Source organism: Mesorhizobium sp. LSJC269B00, from assembly GCF_000502815.1.
Classification (GTDB): domain Bacteria; phylum Pseudomonadota; class Alphaproteobacteria; order Rhizobiales; family Rhizobiaceae; genus Mesorhizobium.
Map to the genome: position 1 here is coordinate 522,926 of NZ_AYVN01000002.1, position 14,860 is coordinate 537,785.

Below are 14,860 nucleotides of genomic sequence, written 5' to 3' on the forward strand. Positions count from 1 at the left end.
ACCGTGACAGACCATATTCTCGTCGAGCGCCAGGGCGCCATCCAGATCATCCGCATGAACCGTCCCGACAAGAAGAACGCACTGACGCGCGCCATGTACGCGACAATGTCCAAGGCGCTGGCCGAGGGCGATGCCGATCCGGCGGTCCGCGTCCATGTCTTCCTCGGTGTTTCAGGCGCCTTCTCTTCCGGCAACGATCTCGCCGATTTCCTGGTCATCGCCACCGGCGGTGAGGGCGGCAACGAGGTCTGGGACTTCCTGATGGCGCTGGCCAAAACGGAGAAGCCGATGGTCTCCGGCGTCGACGGCATTGCGGTCGGCATCGGCACCACGCTCAATTTGCATTGCGACCTGACTTTCGCCACGCCGCGCACGGTGTTCCGCACACCCTTCGTCGACCTCGGCCTGGTGCCGGAGGCGGGCTCCAGCCTGCTGGCGCCGCTCATCCTCGGCAGGCAGGGCGCCTTTGCGCTGCTTGGACTCGGCGAAGGTTTTTCCGCCGAACGCGCCAAGGCCGCCGGCCTGATCTATGAGGTGGTCGAGGAGGACGGGCTAGAAGCCGCGGCACTCGCCGCGGCCGGCGCGATCGCCGCCAAGCCGCCGCAGGCGCTGAAGATCGCTCGTGACCTGATGCGCGCCCCGCGCGACGAGCTTGTCGCCCGCATCAAGGTGGAGAGCGAGCGTTTCTCCGAGCGGCTGAAGTCCGACGAAGCGCGCGCCGCGTTGACGGCCTTCATGACGCGCAAGAAGGCCTGAACTTATCCTCAGGGATAAAGCCGTGTCTTGTCCCAGCCGCCTTCGGCGTTGCGCGAAAAGACCAGCCGATCGTGCAGCCGGAATGGCCGGTCGTGCCAGAACTCGATCGCCTGCGGCACGATGCGGAAGCCCGACCAGTGCTTTGGCCGCGGGATTTCGCCGATAGGGTAGCGCGCCGTGTATTCGGCCACCGCCTTCTCCAGGGCAAAGCGGCTTTCCAGCGGCCGCGACTGTTTCGAAGCCCATGCGCCGATCCGGCTGCCGCGCGGCCGCGTCGCGTAATAGGCGTCGGCTTCAGCGTCGCTGACGATCTCCACCGGACCGCGTATGCGCACCTGGCGGCGCAGCGATTTCCAGTGGAAGCACATCGCCGCCTTCATGCTGCCAAGAATCTCGCGGCCCTTGGCGCTCTCGAAATTCGTGTAGAAGACAAAGCCGCTTTCATCGAAACCCTTGAGCAGCACCATCCGCACATCCGGCATGCCGTCGGCATCGACGGTTGCAAGTGCTACGCCGTTGGCGTCGTTGATTTCGCTTTTCTTGGCGTCCTCCAGCCACTCGGCAAAGAGCCGGAACGGCTCGGCGGCTTCGGTAAAGTCACTACTTGTTAACTCAGTGTCACTCATAGTTTTTCTCAAATTGTATCGAGCTTCAGGAGGTTGCCGATTGTCGCGTATCGCGCAAGCTTTTGACAGCGGGCAATGGAGCGTTATCGCTTCGGCCAGTTCGAAAGCCGTGATCGTGATTATCGCACTGCCGCTTGCCGCCTGCGGCGCCGGCGGCTTCAGCCTGGAAAAGGCCGAGGTCGATCGTTCCATCGTCACCTCAAGCGCGCCGGCCAGGGTGACATCGACGGACGCCGACAGCGCTTCCGACCAGACCACGATCGGCAATGCGGTGTCTTCGGCCGACATCGAGGAGCTTCGCGGCCAGGCCGTGCCCTGGGCGAATGCCGACACCGGCTCGCGCGGCTCCATCACTGAACTCGCCGAAGTGCAGGACAACGGCCAGGCCTGCCGCAGCTTTACCGCCTCGCGCGAAAGCTTCGACGGCGTCGCTTTGTTCAAGGGGCAATTGTGCATCGCCGCGGCCGGCGGCTGGCACATGCAGGACTTCAAACCGCTCTGATTTTCGAGGTTTGCGGGCACCGCAATTTCAACCCTCGATAAGCCTGCGCGCCACTGGAATTTCTTCCTATGGGAGCGCATATAAGGGCCAACGTGGATTTAACTCATTTTCCAGGGCAGGACGCATGCGCGACCCCTATGAGGTGCTGGGCGTGGCCAAGAACGCATCGGCCAAGGACATAAAATCGGCCTACCGCAAGCTCGCCAAGAAGTATCATCCGGACCAGAATCCGAATGATCCAAAGGCCAAGGACCGTTTTGCCGCCGCCAATCAGGCCTATGAGGTCGTCGGCGACGAGAAGAACCGTGCGGCCTTCGACCGCGGCGAGATCGACGCCGACGGCAAGCCGAAATTCCAGGGCTTCGAGGGCGCGGCCGGTGGCGGCGATCCGTTCGGTGGCTTCCGCCGCCAGCAGGGCGCCGGCGGCTCGCGCTTCGAATTCCGTTCGGGCCGCCCGGGCGGCGATCCTTTCGACGGCAACAGCGACATCTTCAGCCAGATCTTTGGCGACGCTTTTTCCGGTGCGCGCGGCGCTGGCGCCGGCGACCGCCGCCAGCAGGCGACAGCCGCCGATCTCAACGTCACGCTCGACGTCACCATCGAGGAGATAGCGACCGCCGAAAAGGTGACGGCGATGTTCCCCGACGGCCGCAAGATCGCGGTCAAGCTGCCGGTCTATGTCGAGGATGGCCAGACCATCCGGCTGAAGGGCCAGGGCGAGCAGGGGCCGGGACAGCCGGGCGATGCGCTGGTCAAGATCCGTATCCGCAGGCACCCGCGCTACCGGATCGAAGGCCGTGACCTGCATGCCGATCTGGAGGTAGCGTTGGCCGACGCGGTGCTGGGCGCCAAGGTGCCGGTCGACACGCCGACCGGCAGGCTGGCGGTCAACATTCCGGCCTGGTCGAGTTCCGATAAGGTGCTGCGCCTGAAGGGCAGGGGCTTGCCGGAAAAGGCCGGCGGCCATGGCGATCTCTACGCCCATGTTCGCATCATGCTGCCGGAAGGCGGCGACAGCGAACTCGAAGCGCTGATGCGCAGCCGCAAAGGCTGATGCGGCTCGACTTGGCTGGCTAGCTGCCGGGCGCCGCTTCCTCCATCCGCCGGATGGTTTCGCCGAAGCGGCGCAGCGCCTGCCGCACCGGGACATGCGGGCCCTCGATCTCCAGCAGGATCATCGTCTCGCTGCCGAGGAAGGCGGCGCTGACCAGACTGGTTACTTCGGCGGCGGAGAATGGCCCGAGGCCGCCGAACCGCTGCTCCGCCTCTTGCGCCAGTCCGTCCAGCAGTTCGAACCATCCGCGCAGGTCGCGGCGCACCGCCTTGGCGATTTCGGGGCTCGACAGGCTTGCCGCGATCATCTCGTGCAGGATCCGGACATAGCCGGACGCCAGATCATCGTCGAGGAAATCGCAAGCGCGCTCCCAGCGTTGCCACAGCGGCATCGGTGCCGCAAAGGTCTCCGCCTGGCGCTTCAGCAGGCCCTCGTTCAGATGGTCCAGCAGGGCCAGGAACAGCCGTTCCTTGGAGCCGAAATGGTAATGGATCTGGCTGAGCGGAACGCCGGCGATCTCGGCAACGCGGCGCGTCGACAGATCGGCATAACCGCCTTGATGGAGGCATAACTCGGCGGCCGAAATCAGTTCGGCGCGCGTGTCGCGCTTTTGCTTGCTCTGCGGCGGGGTAACGGCTTCGGCAGCGTCCGTCATGCGGCGTGGCTGCCGCTGTTAGCGGTGCAATCTGGGCGGATCATAGCTTCTCCTGTCCGGGGCTGGACGTCCCTCCACTCTATCTCGGTCGAGCGACCGATCAAGTTGACTCGTCAGAGAATTTATGGTTTTTGACACTGAATTCGGTCGACCGACCGAATCCTGATGCTTGCATGGAGGGGCAGTCATGGCGGGCGTAATCACCCTTATCTACGGCGTTGCCGCATACCTGATTTTTCTCGGTTCGTTTCTCTATGCGGTCGGTTTCGTCGGCAACATGGTCGTGCCGAAATCCATCGATTCCGGAGTCGCTGGAAGTCCGGTCGAAGCCGTCATCGTCAATGCGCTGCTGCTCGGCCTTTTCGCCGCCCAGCACAGCATCATGGCGCGGCCGGTTTTCAAGCGCTGGTGGACACAGATTGTCCCGCACGCGGCCGAACGCAGCACCTATGTGCTTTTGGCCAGCCTCATCCTGCTGCTGCTCTACTGGCAATGGCGGCCGATCCCCGGTCTCGTCTGGACGGTCGAGAACCCGGTCTGGGTCGCCGTCATCCATGGCGTGTTCTGGCTCGGCTGGGCGGTATTGTTGACCAGCACCTTTCTGATCAACCATTTCGAACTGTTCGGCTTGCGCCAGGTTCTCGCCGCTTTGCGCAAGAGCGAACCGGCGCCGCCCGTGTTCAGGACGCCGCTGTTCTACAAATGGGTCCGGCACCCGCTCTATGTCGGCTTTCTCCTGGCCTTCTGGGCGACGCCGTCGATGACATGGGGCCATCTTCTGTTCGCGGCGGGCAGCACCGGCTACATCCTGCTCGGCATCTTCCTCGAGGAACGCGATCTCGTCGCGATGTTTGGCGATCAGTACCGCCTCTACCGCAAGCAGGTGGGAATGCTCATTCCCTGGCGCAAAATGGCTGGATAGGGCCGATGCGGTGCCGGCCAGCCGATTCGGCTGCCCGGCCTGGGCCGTCAAGGCGCGCTGGCCGCAGTGAGGCGTTCGAATCTCACAACAACCTTATTATCCCCCATTCGTTGTCACGCCGAGTGTCTGAATTGAACGCGCGCCCCGTCTGTGCTTGATGCGCCTTTCTGCGTGTGCGATAGGCACTCCAAAGCAGAAAACCTTTCGGAGAGCGCTGACATGGCGGGTGGACAGGGCCTAATGGCCGGCAAGCGCGGGCTTATACTGGGCGTCGCCAACAACAGATCGATTGCCTACGGCATCGCCAAGGCCTGCGTCGACCATGGCGCCGAGATCGCGCTGACCTATCAGGGCGAGGCGTTCAAGAAGCGCGTCGAGCCGCTGGCTGCGGAATTGGGCGCCTTTGTCGCCGGTCATTGCGATGTCACTGATCCGGCGAGCCTCGACGACGTGTTTGCCAATGTCGCCAGGCATTGGGACGGCAAGCTCGACTTCCTCGTCCATGCCATCGCCTTTTCCGACAAGGACGAGTTGACCGGACGCTATGTCGAGACGACGCGCGACAATTTCCTGCGCACCATGGACATTTCGGTCTATTCCTTCACCACCATCGCCAAGCGCGCCGAAGCGCTGATGACCGATGGCGGCTCGCTGCTGACGCTGACCTATTATGGCGCTGAAAAGGTCATGCCGCATTACAACGTCATGGGTGTCGCCAAGGCCGCGCTGGAAGCCAGCGTGCGCTATCTCGCCGTCGACCTCGGCGGCAAGAAGATCCGCGTCAACGCCATCTCGGCCGGGCCGATCAAGACCTTGGCTGCTTCGGGCATCGGCGACTTCCGCTACATCCTCAAGTGGAACGAATACAATTCGCCGCTGAAGCAGACCGTCACCCAGGAAGAAGTCGGCGATTCCGCCGTGTATTTCCTGTCGGACCTGTCGCGTGGCGTCACCGGCGAGGTGCACCATGTCGATTCCGGCTATCACGTCGTCGGCATGAAGGCGGTCGACGCGCCGGATATTTCGACCGTCAAGGAATAGTTCTGCCGCGGTTTCCGCCCGCCTGTCCTGATTTCCGGAAGACCTGATGGTTCCGCTCGTCTACATCGTGCGCCATGGCCAGACGCAGTGGAATGCCGAGTCGCGGCTGCAGGGCCAGGCCGACACCGATCTCAACGCGCTCGGCCGCGAGCAGGCGACCCGCAATGGACGGCGGCTGGCCGAACTGATCCAGAACCCTGAGGATTTCGACTTTGTCGCCAGCCCGATGAAGCGGACGCGCGAGACGATGCAGCGGCTGCGCTTGGCGATGCAGCTCGATCCCGATGCCTACCGCACCGACCCGCGTCTGGTCGAGGTGCACTTTGGCGACTGGCAGGGCTTTACCTATGCCGAACTCGATGCGCGGATGCCGGGCTCGGCGAAGGCGCGACGACGCAACAAATGGAATTTCCAGCCGCCGGGCGAGGGCGCCGAAAGCTACCAGATGCTGCTCGAACGGGTGAAGCCGTGGTTCGACGCGCTCGACCACCAGACGGTCTGCGTCACGCATGGTGGCGTCGTGCGGACCCTGTTTCGGATGGTCAAGGGTGTTTCCGAACACGAAGCGGCAAACCTGGAAGTGCGGCAGGACCGGGTGCTCAGGCTGCAGGACGGGCGTCTGGATTGGCTTTAGGTTCGAGCAGATAAACAGGACGACTGTCCTGTTTATCCGTGCAGGGCTCCGCCGAGCGGCAAGACCCTGTTCGGCGTCGGTCTTATTCGGTGTCGGGCAATTCCATGTCGGTGACGACGTTCTCGCCATTCGTCACGTCATAGGCAATCACGACATCCATGCCCGGCTTCAGCGAATCGAGATCGGTCTCGGCGTTGAGCTTGAAGGACTTGCCGTCCTCCAGCGTCAGCGTCAGTGCGTCCTTGTCGACCTTCTTGATCAGGCCTTCGGTCTGGCCGGCATAGGCGGCGGTGGAAATCAGCAACATGGCGGCAGCAGCGCCAATCAGGGTACGCATCGTCGTCCTCTTTGTCATTGCGCCTGCACGGATGGCGGCGAGCTTTCAACGGGCGGATGGAAGAGAGCAGAAACCAACCGAATGTGTCAAAACTAAAACCGCCGGATCACAGTTTGACCGCTGTGGAAAACGCCAATAGAACGCACCTTTGATCCGGTCCGCTGCCGGGCAGGGCTAAAATTCATGTCTCACAACACGTTCGGCCATCTCTTCCGCGTCACCACCTGGGGCGAAAGCCATGGCCCGTCGCTCGGCTGTGTCGTCGACGGCTGCCCGCCCGGCATCCGCTTCACACGGGCCGAAATTCAGGCCGAACTCGACAAGCGCCGCCCCGGCCAGTCACGTTTTGTGACGCAGCGCCGCGAACCGGACGAGGTGAAGGTGCTGTCCGGCTTCATCCTCGACGAGGACGGCGAGTCGATGATCACCACCGGCACGCCCGTCTCGATGCTGATCGAGAATGTCGACCAGCGCTCCAAGGACTATGGCGAGATCGCCCGCCAGTACCGTCCCGGCCACGCCGACTACACCTATGACGTCAAATACGGCCTGCGCGACCATCGCGGCGGCGGCCGTTCTTCGGCCCGCGAGACCGCCGCTCGCGTGGCGGCCGGCGCCTTGGCGCGCAAGGTGGTGCCCGGCATGGTGGTGCGCGGCGCGCTGGTCTCGATGGGCGAGAAATCCATCGACCGCGCCAACTGGAACTGGAATTTCATCGGTGACGCCGAAAACCCGTTCTTCACCCCCGATCCGGCGTCCGTTCCCGTCTTCACGCAATACCTCGACGGCATCCGCAAATCCGGCTCCTCGGTCGGCGCGGTTATCGAGATCGTCGCCGACGGCGTGCCAGCCGGCCTTGGCGCGCCGATATACGCCAAGCTCGACCAGGACATCGCGTCCGGCCTGATGTCGATCAACGCCGTCAAGGGCGTCGAGATCGGCAACGGCTTCGAGGCCGCCCGCATCACCGGCGAACAGAATGCCGACGAGATGCGCATCGGCAATGACGGCAAGCCGGTCTTCCTGTCCAACAATGCCGGCGGCATTCTGGGCGGCATCTCGACCGGCCAGGCGATCGTCGCCCGCTTCGCCGTCAAGCCGACCTCGTCGATCCTGACGCCGCGCAAATCCATCGACAAGGACGGCAACGACGTCGACGTCATGACCAAGGGCCGCCACGATCCCTGCGTCGGCATCCGTGCCGTGCCGATCGGCGAAGCCATGGTTGCCTGCGCCATCGCGGACCATTATCTGCGGCACCGGGGACAGACAGGCCAGGGATTAGGCAGTAGGGATTAGGCAATAGGCCAGCCCGTCCTTCCTTCCCTAACTCCTACTGCCCAACCCTATTCCCTGCGAGCGAAGCGAGCCAATGCCATACGATCAGAAGAAAATCGTCGAAGCCATCCGCGCCTTCGAACGCGGCGAGATCGTCGTCGTCATGGACGATGACGGGCGTGAGAACGAGGGCGACCTGATCGTTGCCGCCGTGCATTGCAGCCCGGAGAAAATGGCCTTCATCATCCGTCACACCTCCGGCATCGTCTGCACGCCGATGCCGCGCGAGGAGGCCAAGCGGCTCAATCTGCAGCCGATGGTCGCCGACAATGATTCCGCCCACACCACGGCCTTTACCGTCAGCGTCGATTTCAAGCATGGCACCACCACCGGCATTTCGGCCGAGGACCGCACGCTGACCGTGCGCAACCTAGCCAACGGCAATGTCGGCGGTTCGGATTTCGTCCGGCCCGGCCACATCTTCCCGCTGATCGCTAGGGAAGGCGGCGTGCTGATGCGCTCGGGCCATACCGAAGCCGCGGTTGACTTGTGCAAACTTGCCGGCCTGCCGCCGGTTGGCGTGATCTCGGAGTTGGTCAATGACGACGGCACCGTCAAGCGCGGCCCGCAGGTGGCGAGCTTTGCCGAGGAACACGGCCTCAAGCAGGTCTCGGTCGCCGACCTCATCGCCTACCGGCAGCGCAAGGAAACGCTGGTCGAACGCGTCGCCTGCTCCGAAATCGACACACTCGGCGGCAAGGCACAGGTCTTCACCTACACGCTGCCCTGGGACTCCATGCACCATGTCGCGGTCGTTTTCGGCGACATCCGTGACGGCGAGGACGTGCCGGTGCGGCTGCATTCGGAGGATGTGGTGACCGACGTGTTCGGCACCAGCCACCGGCTCGACGCCATTATGAAGGCGATGGGCGAACGCAAGCGCGGCGTCATCGTCTATCTCCGGGAGGGTTCGGTCGGCGTCGCCCATCAGGAGCGCAACCGGCCGATGAGTGCCGACCGTGAGGACCACGAAGAGGCCCGCCGCCGTGAGAACGAGTGGCGAGAAATCGGCCTCGGCGCCCAGATCCTGAAGGATCTCGGCATTTCCTCGATCAACCTGATCGCCTCGCGCGAGCGCCACTATGTCGGGCTTGAAGGCTTTGGGATTCACATCGCGAAAACTGAGATTATCTAGTTCGTCGCGCAAGAGCGACGCTGCCGAAAAAATTGCGCGGGCAGGTCGCCTGCTTCTGCGATTTGCTGAAGCCTCCACGCGTTCGTCATCCTATGGCGAAGCAAGGAGCGAAGCGACGCGGCGCAGACCATAGGATCCATGCCGCGACTTCGACGCGTTGCAACGGTGCAGAAGTCTGCTCCGCTGCACCCTTCGGTCAAGGTAACGGAATGGGTCCTCGGGTCTGCGCGGCCGCTTCGCTCCCGCTCGCGCGTGGATGACGACACCAGAGGCCTCACCTAATTCCGAACGTTTGCGATCGTCTCCAAAGCCAACGTCAGGCCATATCCTCACTCCGCGGGAACGGCGGCCGCGTCGCATCCGTCCAGCTCGCATGTGTGGGTGGCCAGGCTGCGCTGGCCCAGCAACACCGTCACCAATGCGATGACGCCGGCCGCCACCGAGACCCAGAACCCGTTGCGGGCGCCGAATTCATCCACCACCGCACCGGCGGCAAACGAACCGAGCGCCATGCCGATGCCGATGCCTGTCATCACCCAGGTGATGCCTTCGGTCAGCATCGCTTCCGGCACGTGGCGTTCGATCAGGCCGAAGGCGGTGATGAAGGTTGGCGAGATCGCCACGCCGCTGATGAAAACGGTCAGCGCCAGCAGCGGCACCGTGTCGGCGGTGAGCGGCAGCAGCGTGCCGAGCGCAACGAGGGCGACCGCGAGGGCCAACTGGCGCTGCAGCGGCGCTTTCAGGTTGAGCGCGCCGACGATAAGGCCGAGCACGAACGATCCCAGCGCATAGACGCCGATGACGAGGCTGGCGGCGCCCGGCTGGCCGAGTTCCTTGGTGATCGCCACCGTGCTCACTTCCGTCGTCGCGAAGGTGGCGCCGACGAAGATCAGGGCGAAGGTGATGATCTGCACCGGCCTGAGCCGGATTGCCGAGCCGCTCGAGACATGATTCACCGGCCGCACTTGTGGTTCGGTCGAACGCTGCAGGATGAAGGCTGCCGAGCCAAGGGCGAGGAATAGCGTGCTGACCAGGACACCGGCTTCCGGGAACAGAGCGGCACTCAAGCCCACCGACAGCGATGCGCCTGCAATGTAGACGAGTTCGTCCGCCGCCGATTCGAAGGCGAATGCGGTGTTCATCTGCGGCCGGCCGCGAAAAATCTCGGTCCAGCGCGCGCGCACCATCGCCGGCATGCTGGGCATGGCGGCGGCCGCCAGTGCCGACACAAACAGCGTCCACACCGGCCAGTCCTGATTGGCTGCGGCAATCAGCACCGCGAAGGCGAGCACGGTGAGGATGGTGGTCGGAATCACGATCCGCGTCTGGCCGAGGCGATCGACCAGCCGTGATATATGCGGCGCCACGAAAGCGTTGCTCAGCGCGAACGTCGCCGAGACAGCTCCCGCCAGCCAGTATTCGCCACGCGTCTGCGAGAGCATGGCCACGATGCCGATCGGCGCCATGGCGATCGGCAGCCGCGCGAGGAAGCCCGCGGCGGCAAACCCCTTGGCTCCAGGGGCACGAAAGATTTCCGAGTATGGGTTTTGCATGGCTGGTTCCTCGACAAAGGCCAATTCGACAATTACATACGATGCGTATGAATATAGGTAGTCGATACGCCGCGTATGTCAATTGGCATACGAAGCGTATGTGAATAAGGCCAGAACCATGCACAGACCCCGCAAGGAGATGATTGCCGAAACGCGCGCCAAGCTGATCACGGCGGCCCGCCACGCTTTCGGCACAATCGGCTATGCCGACGCGTCGATGGACGACTTCACCGCCTTGGCCGGGCTGACGCGCGGCGCGCTCTACCATCATTTCGGCGACAAGAAGGGCCTGCTGCAGGCCGTCATCGCCGAAATCGATGGCGAGATGGCCGTCCGCATCCATGAGATTGCGTCGCGGGCGCCAAGCCGTTGGCAGCGTTTTGTCGACGAATGCACGACCTATATCGAGATGGCGCTGGAGCCGGAAATCCAGCGCATCATGTTTCGCGACGGTCCGGCTGTGCTCGGCGATCCGGCGCAATGGCCGAATGCCAATGCCTGCGTCGGTTCAATGACCGATCATCTGACCAGGCTGCAGCAGGAGGGGGTGGTCGTCCCCGGCGTCGACCCGGAAACCGCCGCAAGACTAATCAACGGCGCCAGCAGCCAGGCGGCACAGCGCATCGCCAATTCGAACGACCCCGAAGCCACGTCGAAGACCGTGGTGGCGGCCTTCCAGCAGTTGCTTGAAGGCTTGCTTAAAAAGCAGGACTCGCAGCCGGCCTGAAATCTGGTCGGCCGAGACCCGGCATTTGCCGAGATTGACAATTCCCGGCCCGGGTTCATCCTCGCCGTCCATCTCTGAGGGGAGATTCGGGCGCATGTGGGATTTCGAAATCGGCAGGTCGGTGTCCATCATGATCAGGACATGGCCATTCATCGTCTTTCGCATGATCGTCTATTTCGGCATCACGCTCGCCTATATCGTGGCGACCGGCAGCGGCGCCTCCGTCGGCTATGGCGTCGGCCATATCTCCACCGATCCCGACGGGCCGCTTTCCTTTGCACTGTGGGGCGGCATCGTCGGCATCGGCATCGTTTCGATCGCGCTCTACTGGATCCGCGAATACATTCTCTACGTCGTCAAGGCCGGCCATATCGCCGTCATGGTCCATTTGATCGATGGCCGGGACGTTCCCAATGGGCAGGACCAGATCGCCTACGCCAAGGACGTGGTGAAGGAGCGTTTCGCCGAGGCCAACATCCTTTTCGTGGTCGACCAGCTGGTCAAGGGCGCCATCCGCGCCATCACCGGCCTGATCGGCGGCATCGCCGCCTTCCTGCCCATTCCGGGTCTCGGCGGCCTGGTCGCGTTCATCAATACGGTCATCCGCCTGTCGCTGACCTATGTCGACGAGATCATCCTCGGCTACAACATCCGCATCAACTCGTCGTCGCCCTTCGAAACCGCCCGGCAAGGCGTCGTGCTCTATGCCCAGAACGGCAAGACCATGGTCAAGAACGCGGTCTGGCTGGCTGTCATCATGTGGGCCGTGTCCTTCGTCATCTTCCTTTTGATGCTGGCGCCGGCCGCCGCCATCATGTGGTTCATACCGGGGCAGCTCGGCGGCTGGGCCTTCGTGCTCGCCATCCTCCTTGCCTGGGCCTTCAAGGCGGCCTTCATCGAACCCTTCGCCATCGCCTGCCTGATGCAGGTCTATTTTAGGACTATCGAAGGCCAGGTGCCGAACGCCGAATGGGACCAGCGGCTGGCCGAGGCGTCGTCCAAGTTCAGGGAACTCAGGGACAAGGCGGTGGCTTCCTTCGGCGGCTCGCGCTGGACGCAGCCCGCGCCCGGGGTGTAATCCCTGTTGAACGTCGGGGCGGTGAGGCGTCAAACCATGGTCAAAGCGGCCGGGCGCGCCTATATCGGGTCATGGTCACCCGGCTCTACACCCATCCGATCTTCCTCGAACATCTGACGCCCCCCGGTCATCCGGAGCGGCCGGACCGCTTGCGCGCTATCGAGCGCGTGCTCGACGACGAGGCCTTCACCGCACTCGATCGGGTAACGGCGCCGCAAGGCGACGAGGCCACAATCCTCTACGCCCACCCCGAGGATTTCGTCGCCCGCGTCCGCGCCGCGATCCCTGAAAGCGGCATTGCCTCGATCGACGCCGACACCAGCGCCAGCCCGAAAAGCTGGCAGGCAGTGGTCACTGCCATCGGTGCGGCCAACGCTGCCGTCGACGATGTTTTCGAGGGCAGCGTTGCCAATGCCTTCGTCGCCGCGCGTCCGCCCGGCCATCATGCCGAAAAGACCACGGCCATGGGCTTTTGCCTGTTCAACACCGCGGCGATCGCGGCCCGCTACGCGCAGAAGAAACACGGCGCCGAGCGTGTCGCCATCGTCGACTGGGACGTGCATCACGGCAATGGCACGCAGGACATTTTCTGGGACGATCCCTCGGTGCTCTATTGTTCGACGCACCAGATGCCGCTCTATCCCGGCACTGGCGCCAAGACCGAAACCGGCGCCGGCAACATCGTCAACGCCCCTCTGGCGCCGCAGACCGGCTCGGACATGTTTCGCGATGCCTTGCTGTCGCGCGTCCTGCCGGCGCTCGATAATTTCGCGCCCGATCTGATCATAATTTCCGCAGGCTTCGACGCTCACCATCGCGACCCGCTGGCCGAGATCAACCTCAGCGAGGACGATTTCGACTGGGCGACAGGCCAGTTGCTGGAACGCGCCGGGCGCCACAGCGGCAACCGGCTCGTCAGCCTGCTCGAGGGCGGCTACGATCTGCAAGGACTGGCATTTTCGGTGGCCGCCCATGTCGGGCGGCTGATGAAGGGGTAAAGTATGGCTGGCGAAGCAAATGAAGACGTCAAGGCGATGAGCTTCGAGCAGGCACTCGACGCGCTGGAGAAGATCGTCGATGATCTCGAACGCGGCGACGTGCCGCTCGACCAGTCGATCAAGATCTATGAGCGCGGCGAGGCGCTGAAGGCCCATTGCGACCGGCTGCTGAAGGCGGCCGAAGACAAGGTCGAGAAGATCAGGCTGTCGCGTGATGGCAAACCGGTGGGAACGGAGCCGCTCGACGCGGAGTAGTGGAATGGGGCGGGCATAAAGCAGATAGGAGTTCAAGCATGTGCAGAAACATCAAGACCCTGTTCAATTTCGAGCCGCCGGCGACCCATGACGAGATCCGCGACGCCGCCCTTCAATTCGTGCGCAAACTGAGCGGAACGACGCGCCCCTCGCAGCGCAACCAGGCAGCCTTCGACCGCGCCGTCGAGGCGATCGCCGAATCGGCGCATGAATTGCTGCATTCGCTCGAAACCACACACCATCCGCGCAATCGCGAAGAGGTGGCGGCCAAGGCGAAAGCCAAATCGGCGCTGCGCTTCGCATAAGGAAATCCAATGAGTTTCTTTCCCGGCAAGGACCCTGAGCCTGGCGACGCCTTCGCCAGCGACCAGATCGAGTTGATGGTCATTCCGAATGCCAAGGATATTGGCGGCTTCCAGGTTCGCCGCGCTCTGCCGACGGCAAAGCGGCGGCTGGTTGGTCCCTTCATCTTCTTCGACCGCATGGGGCCGGCCATCTTGCGCGCCGGGCAGGCGATGGATGTGCGCCCGCACCCGCATATCGGGCTTTCCACCGTCACCTATCTGTTCGACGGCAATATCAGGCACCGCGATTCGCTCGGCACCGAGATGGTCATCCAGCCGGGCGACGTGAATTTGATGACCGCCGGCCGCGGTATCGTCCATTCCGAGCGCACGCCCGAAGAACTGCGCGGCGCGCCAATGTCGGTCTCCGGCCTGCAGACATGGCTGGCTTTGCCCGACGGCAAGGAGGAAGTGGCGCCGGTGTTCGAGAACACGGCCGCGCTCCTTCTGCCCGAGATCGACGCCGAAGGTGTTTCCGGCCGCGTGGTGATCGGCGATTTCCAGGGACTGCGCTCGCCGGTAAGAGCCGACACCGAGACGCTCTACGCCGATCTGAGGCTGGCGCCCGGCGCCAGCGTCAAAATTCCCGCCGACGCCGAGGAACGCGCCATCTACACGCTGGACGGCGATGTCTCGGTTTCGGGCGACCGTTTTCCGGCCGAACGGCTGCTGGTGTTCCGGCCTGGTGACGAGATCGTCGTGTCGTCCGAGCGCGGCGCCCATTTCATGCTCTTCGGGGGCGCTTCGCTCGGCTCTCCGCGCCACATCTGGTGGAACTTCGTCTCGTCGTCGAAGGAACGCATCGAACAGGCCAAGCAGGAATGGAAGACGGGCCGCTTCGATATCGTTCCTGGAGATGAGGAAGAGTTCATTCCGCTACCGGACAATTAACGTCAGCATCACCC

18 protein-coding genes are annotated in these 14,860 nt (G+C 63.4%); 14 read left to right on the forward strand and 4 right to left on the reverse strand.

Going from position 1 to position 14,860, the window contains the following annotated elements:
• Positions 1 to 3: 3 nt before the first annotated feature.
• The gene (locus X771_RS158020; protein WP_023687128.1) at positions 4 to 756 is read left to right on the forward strand and encodes a crotonase/enoyl-CoA hydratase family protein; all 753 of its coding nucleotides are present in this window, start codon (positions 4 to 6) and stop codon (positions 754 to 756) included.
• Between the two features lie 8 nt (positions 757 to 764).
• Here the strand turns inward: X771_RS158020 and pdxH are convergent, their stop codons facing one another.
• Positions 765 to 1,382 carry a pyridoxamine 5'-phosphate oxidase gene (gene pdxH, locus X771_RS158015; protein WP_023668448.1) on the reverse strand — a complete coding sequence of 206 codons (618 nt, stop codon included), beginning with the start codon at positions 1,380 to 1,382 and terminating at the stop codon, positions 765 to 767.
• 40 nt (positions 1,383 to 1,422) lie between these two features.
• Here pdxH and X771_RS158010 point away from each other — a divergent pair, with 40 nt between their 5' ends.
• Positions 1,423 to 1,884, forward strand: a complete 462-nt coding sequence (locus X771_RS158010) for an RT0821/Lpp0805 family surface protein (RefSeq protein ID WP_023687129.1) — start codon at positions 1,423 to 1,425, stop codon at positions 1,882 to 1,884.
• Positions 1,885 to 2,008: 124 nt separating this feature from the next.
• Positions 2,009 to 2,938, forward strand: coding sequence for a J domain-containing protein (locus X771_RS158005; protein WP_023687130.1), 930 nt, complete (start codon positions 2,009 to 2,011; stop codon positions 2,936 to 2,938).
• Between the two features lie 19 nt (positions 2,939 to 2,957).
• On the opposite strand, the gene X771_RS158000 is transcribed toward X771_RS158005, so the two are convergent.
• Positions 2,958 to 3,593 carry a TetR/AcrR family transcriptional regulator gene (locus X771_RS158000; RefSeq protein ID WP_023687131.1) on the reverse strand — a complete coding sequence of 212 codons (636 nt, stop codon included), beginning with the start codon at positions 3,591 to 3,593 and terminating at the stop codon, positions 2,958 to 2,960.
• Positions 3,594 to 3,780: 187 nt separating this feature from the next.
• On the opposite strand from X771_RS158000, the gene mddA reads away from it, so the two are divergent.
• The 3 genes from mddA to X771_RS157985 all read left to right on the forward strand — a co-directional run bounded on the left by mddA (position 3,781) and on the right by X771_RS157985 (position 6,190).
• Positions 3,781 to 4,515: a methanethiol S-methyltransferase gene (mddA, locus tag X771_RS157995; RefSeq protein WP_023687132.1), complete on the forward strand. Its 735-nt coding sequence runs from the start codon at positions 3,781 to 3,783 to the stop codon at positions 4,513 to 4,515.
• Between the two features lie 219 nt (positions 4,516 to 4,734).
• On the forward strand, positions 4,735 to 5,556 hold the full coding sequence (fabI, locus tag X771_RS157990) for an enoyl-ACP reductase FabI (RefSeq protein ID WP_023687133.1): 822 nt from the start codon (positions 4,735 to 4,737) through the stop codon (positions 5,554 to 5,556).
• Between the two features lie 46 nt (positions 5,557 to 5,602).
• Positions 5,603 to 6,190, forward strand: a complete 588-nt coding sequence (locus X771_RS157985; protein ID WP_023687134.1) for a histidine phosphatase family protein — start codon at positions 5,603 to 5,605, stop codon at positions 6,188 to 6,190.
• 82 nt (positions 6,191 to 6,272) lie between these two features.
• On the opposite strand, the gene X771_RS157980 is transcribed toward X771_RS157985, so the two are convergent.
• Positions 6,273 to 6,527, reverse strand: coding sequence for a DUF1344 domain-containing protein (locus X771_RS157980; RefSeq protein ID WP_023687135.1), 255 nt, complete (start codon positions 6,525 to 6,527; stop codon positions 6,273 to 6,275).
• Positions 6,528 to 6,710: 183 nt separating this feature from the next.
• Between X771_RS157980 and aroC the strand changes: the two genes are divergently transcribed.
• Positions 6,711 to 7,826 (forward strand): chorismate synthase, encoded by a 1,116-nt coding sequence (gene aroC, locus X771_RS157975; protein WP_023687136.1) that lies wholly within the window; start codon positions 6,711 to 6,713, stop codon positions 7,824 to 7,826.
• A gap of 73 nt (positions 7,827 to 7,899) precedes the next feature.
• Positions 7,900 to 9,000 (forward strand): 3,4-dihydroxy-2-butanone-4-phosphate synthase, encoded by a 1,101-nt coding sequence (ribB, locus tag X771_RS157970; protein WP_023668438.1) that lies wholly within the window; start codon positions 7,900 to 7,902, stop codon positions 8,998 to 9,000.
• A 329-nt stretch (positions 9,001 to 9,329) separates the two neighbouring features.
• On the opposite strand, the gene X771_RS157965 is transcribed toward ribB, so the two are convergent.
• Positions 9,330 to 10,553 (reverse strand): MFS transporter, encoded by a 1,224-nt coding sequence (locus X771_RS157965; RefSeq protein WP_023687137.1) that lies wholly within the window; start codon positions 10,551 to 10,553, stop codon positions 9,330 to 9,332.
• Positions 10,554 to 10,671: 118 nt separating this feature from the next.
• On the opposite strand from X771_RS157965, the gene X771_RS157960 reads away from it, so the two are divergent.
• The 6 genes from X771_RS157960 to X771_RS157935 all read left to right on the forward strand — a co-directional run bounded on the left by X771_RS157960 (position 10,672) and on the right by X771_RS157935 (position 14,846).
• Positions 10,672 to 11,280: a TetR/AcrR family transcriptional regulator gene (locus tag X771_RS157960; protein WP_023687138.1), complete on the forward strand. Its 609-nt coding sequence runs from the start codon at positions 10,672 to 10,674 to the stop codon at positions 11,278 to 11,280.
• 94 nt (positions 11,281 to 11,374) lie between these two features.
• Positions 11,375 to 12,358: a hypothetical protein gene (locus X771_RS157955; protein ID WP_023687139.1), complete on the forward strand. Its 984-nt coding sequence runs from the start codon at positions 11,375 to 11,377 to the stop codon at positions 12,356 to 12,358.
• A gap of 71 nt (positions 12,359 to 12,429) precedes the next feature.
• Positions 12,430 to 13,356, forward strand: coding sequence for a histone deacetylase family protein (locus X771_RS157950; protein WP_023687140.1), 927 nt, complete (start codon positions 12,430 to 12,432; stop codon positions 13,354 to 13,356).
• A 3-nt stretch (positions 13,357 to 13,359) separates the two neighbouring features.
• Positions 13,360 to 13,611: an exodeoxyribonuclease VII small subunit gene (locus tag X771_RS157945; protein ID WP_023668433.1), complete on the forward strand. Its 252-nt coding sequence runs from the start codon at positions 13,360 to 13,362 to the stop codon at positions 13,609 to 13,611.
• A 38-nt stretch (positions 13,612 to 13,649) separates the two neighbouring features.
• On the forward strand, positions 13,650 to 13,916 hold the full coding sequence (locus X771_RS157940; RefSeq protein WP_023668432.1) for a DUF2277 domain-containing protein: 267 nt from the start codon (positions 13,650 to 13,652) through the stop codon (positions 13,914 to 13,916).
• Between the two features lie 9 nt (positions 13,917 to 13,925).
• Positions 13,926 to 14,846 carry a pirin family protein gene (locus X771_RS157935; protein ID WP_023687141.1) on the forward strand — a complete coding sequence of 307 codons (921 nt, stop codon included), beginning with the start codon at positions 13,926 to 13,928 and terminating at the stop codon, positions 14,844 to 14,846.
• Positions 14,847 to 14,860: the final 14 nt, after the last annotated feature.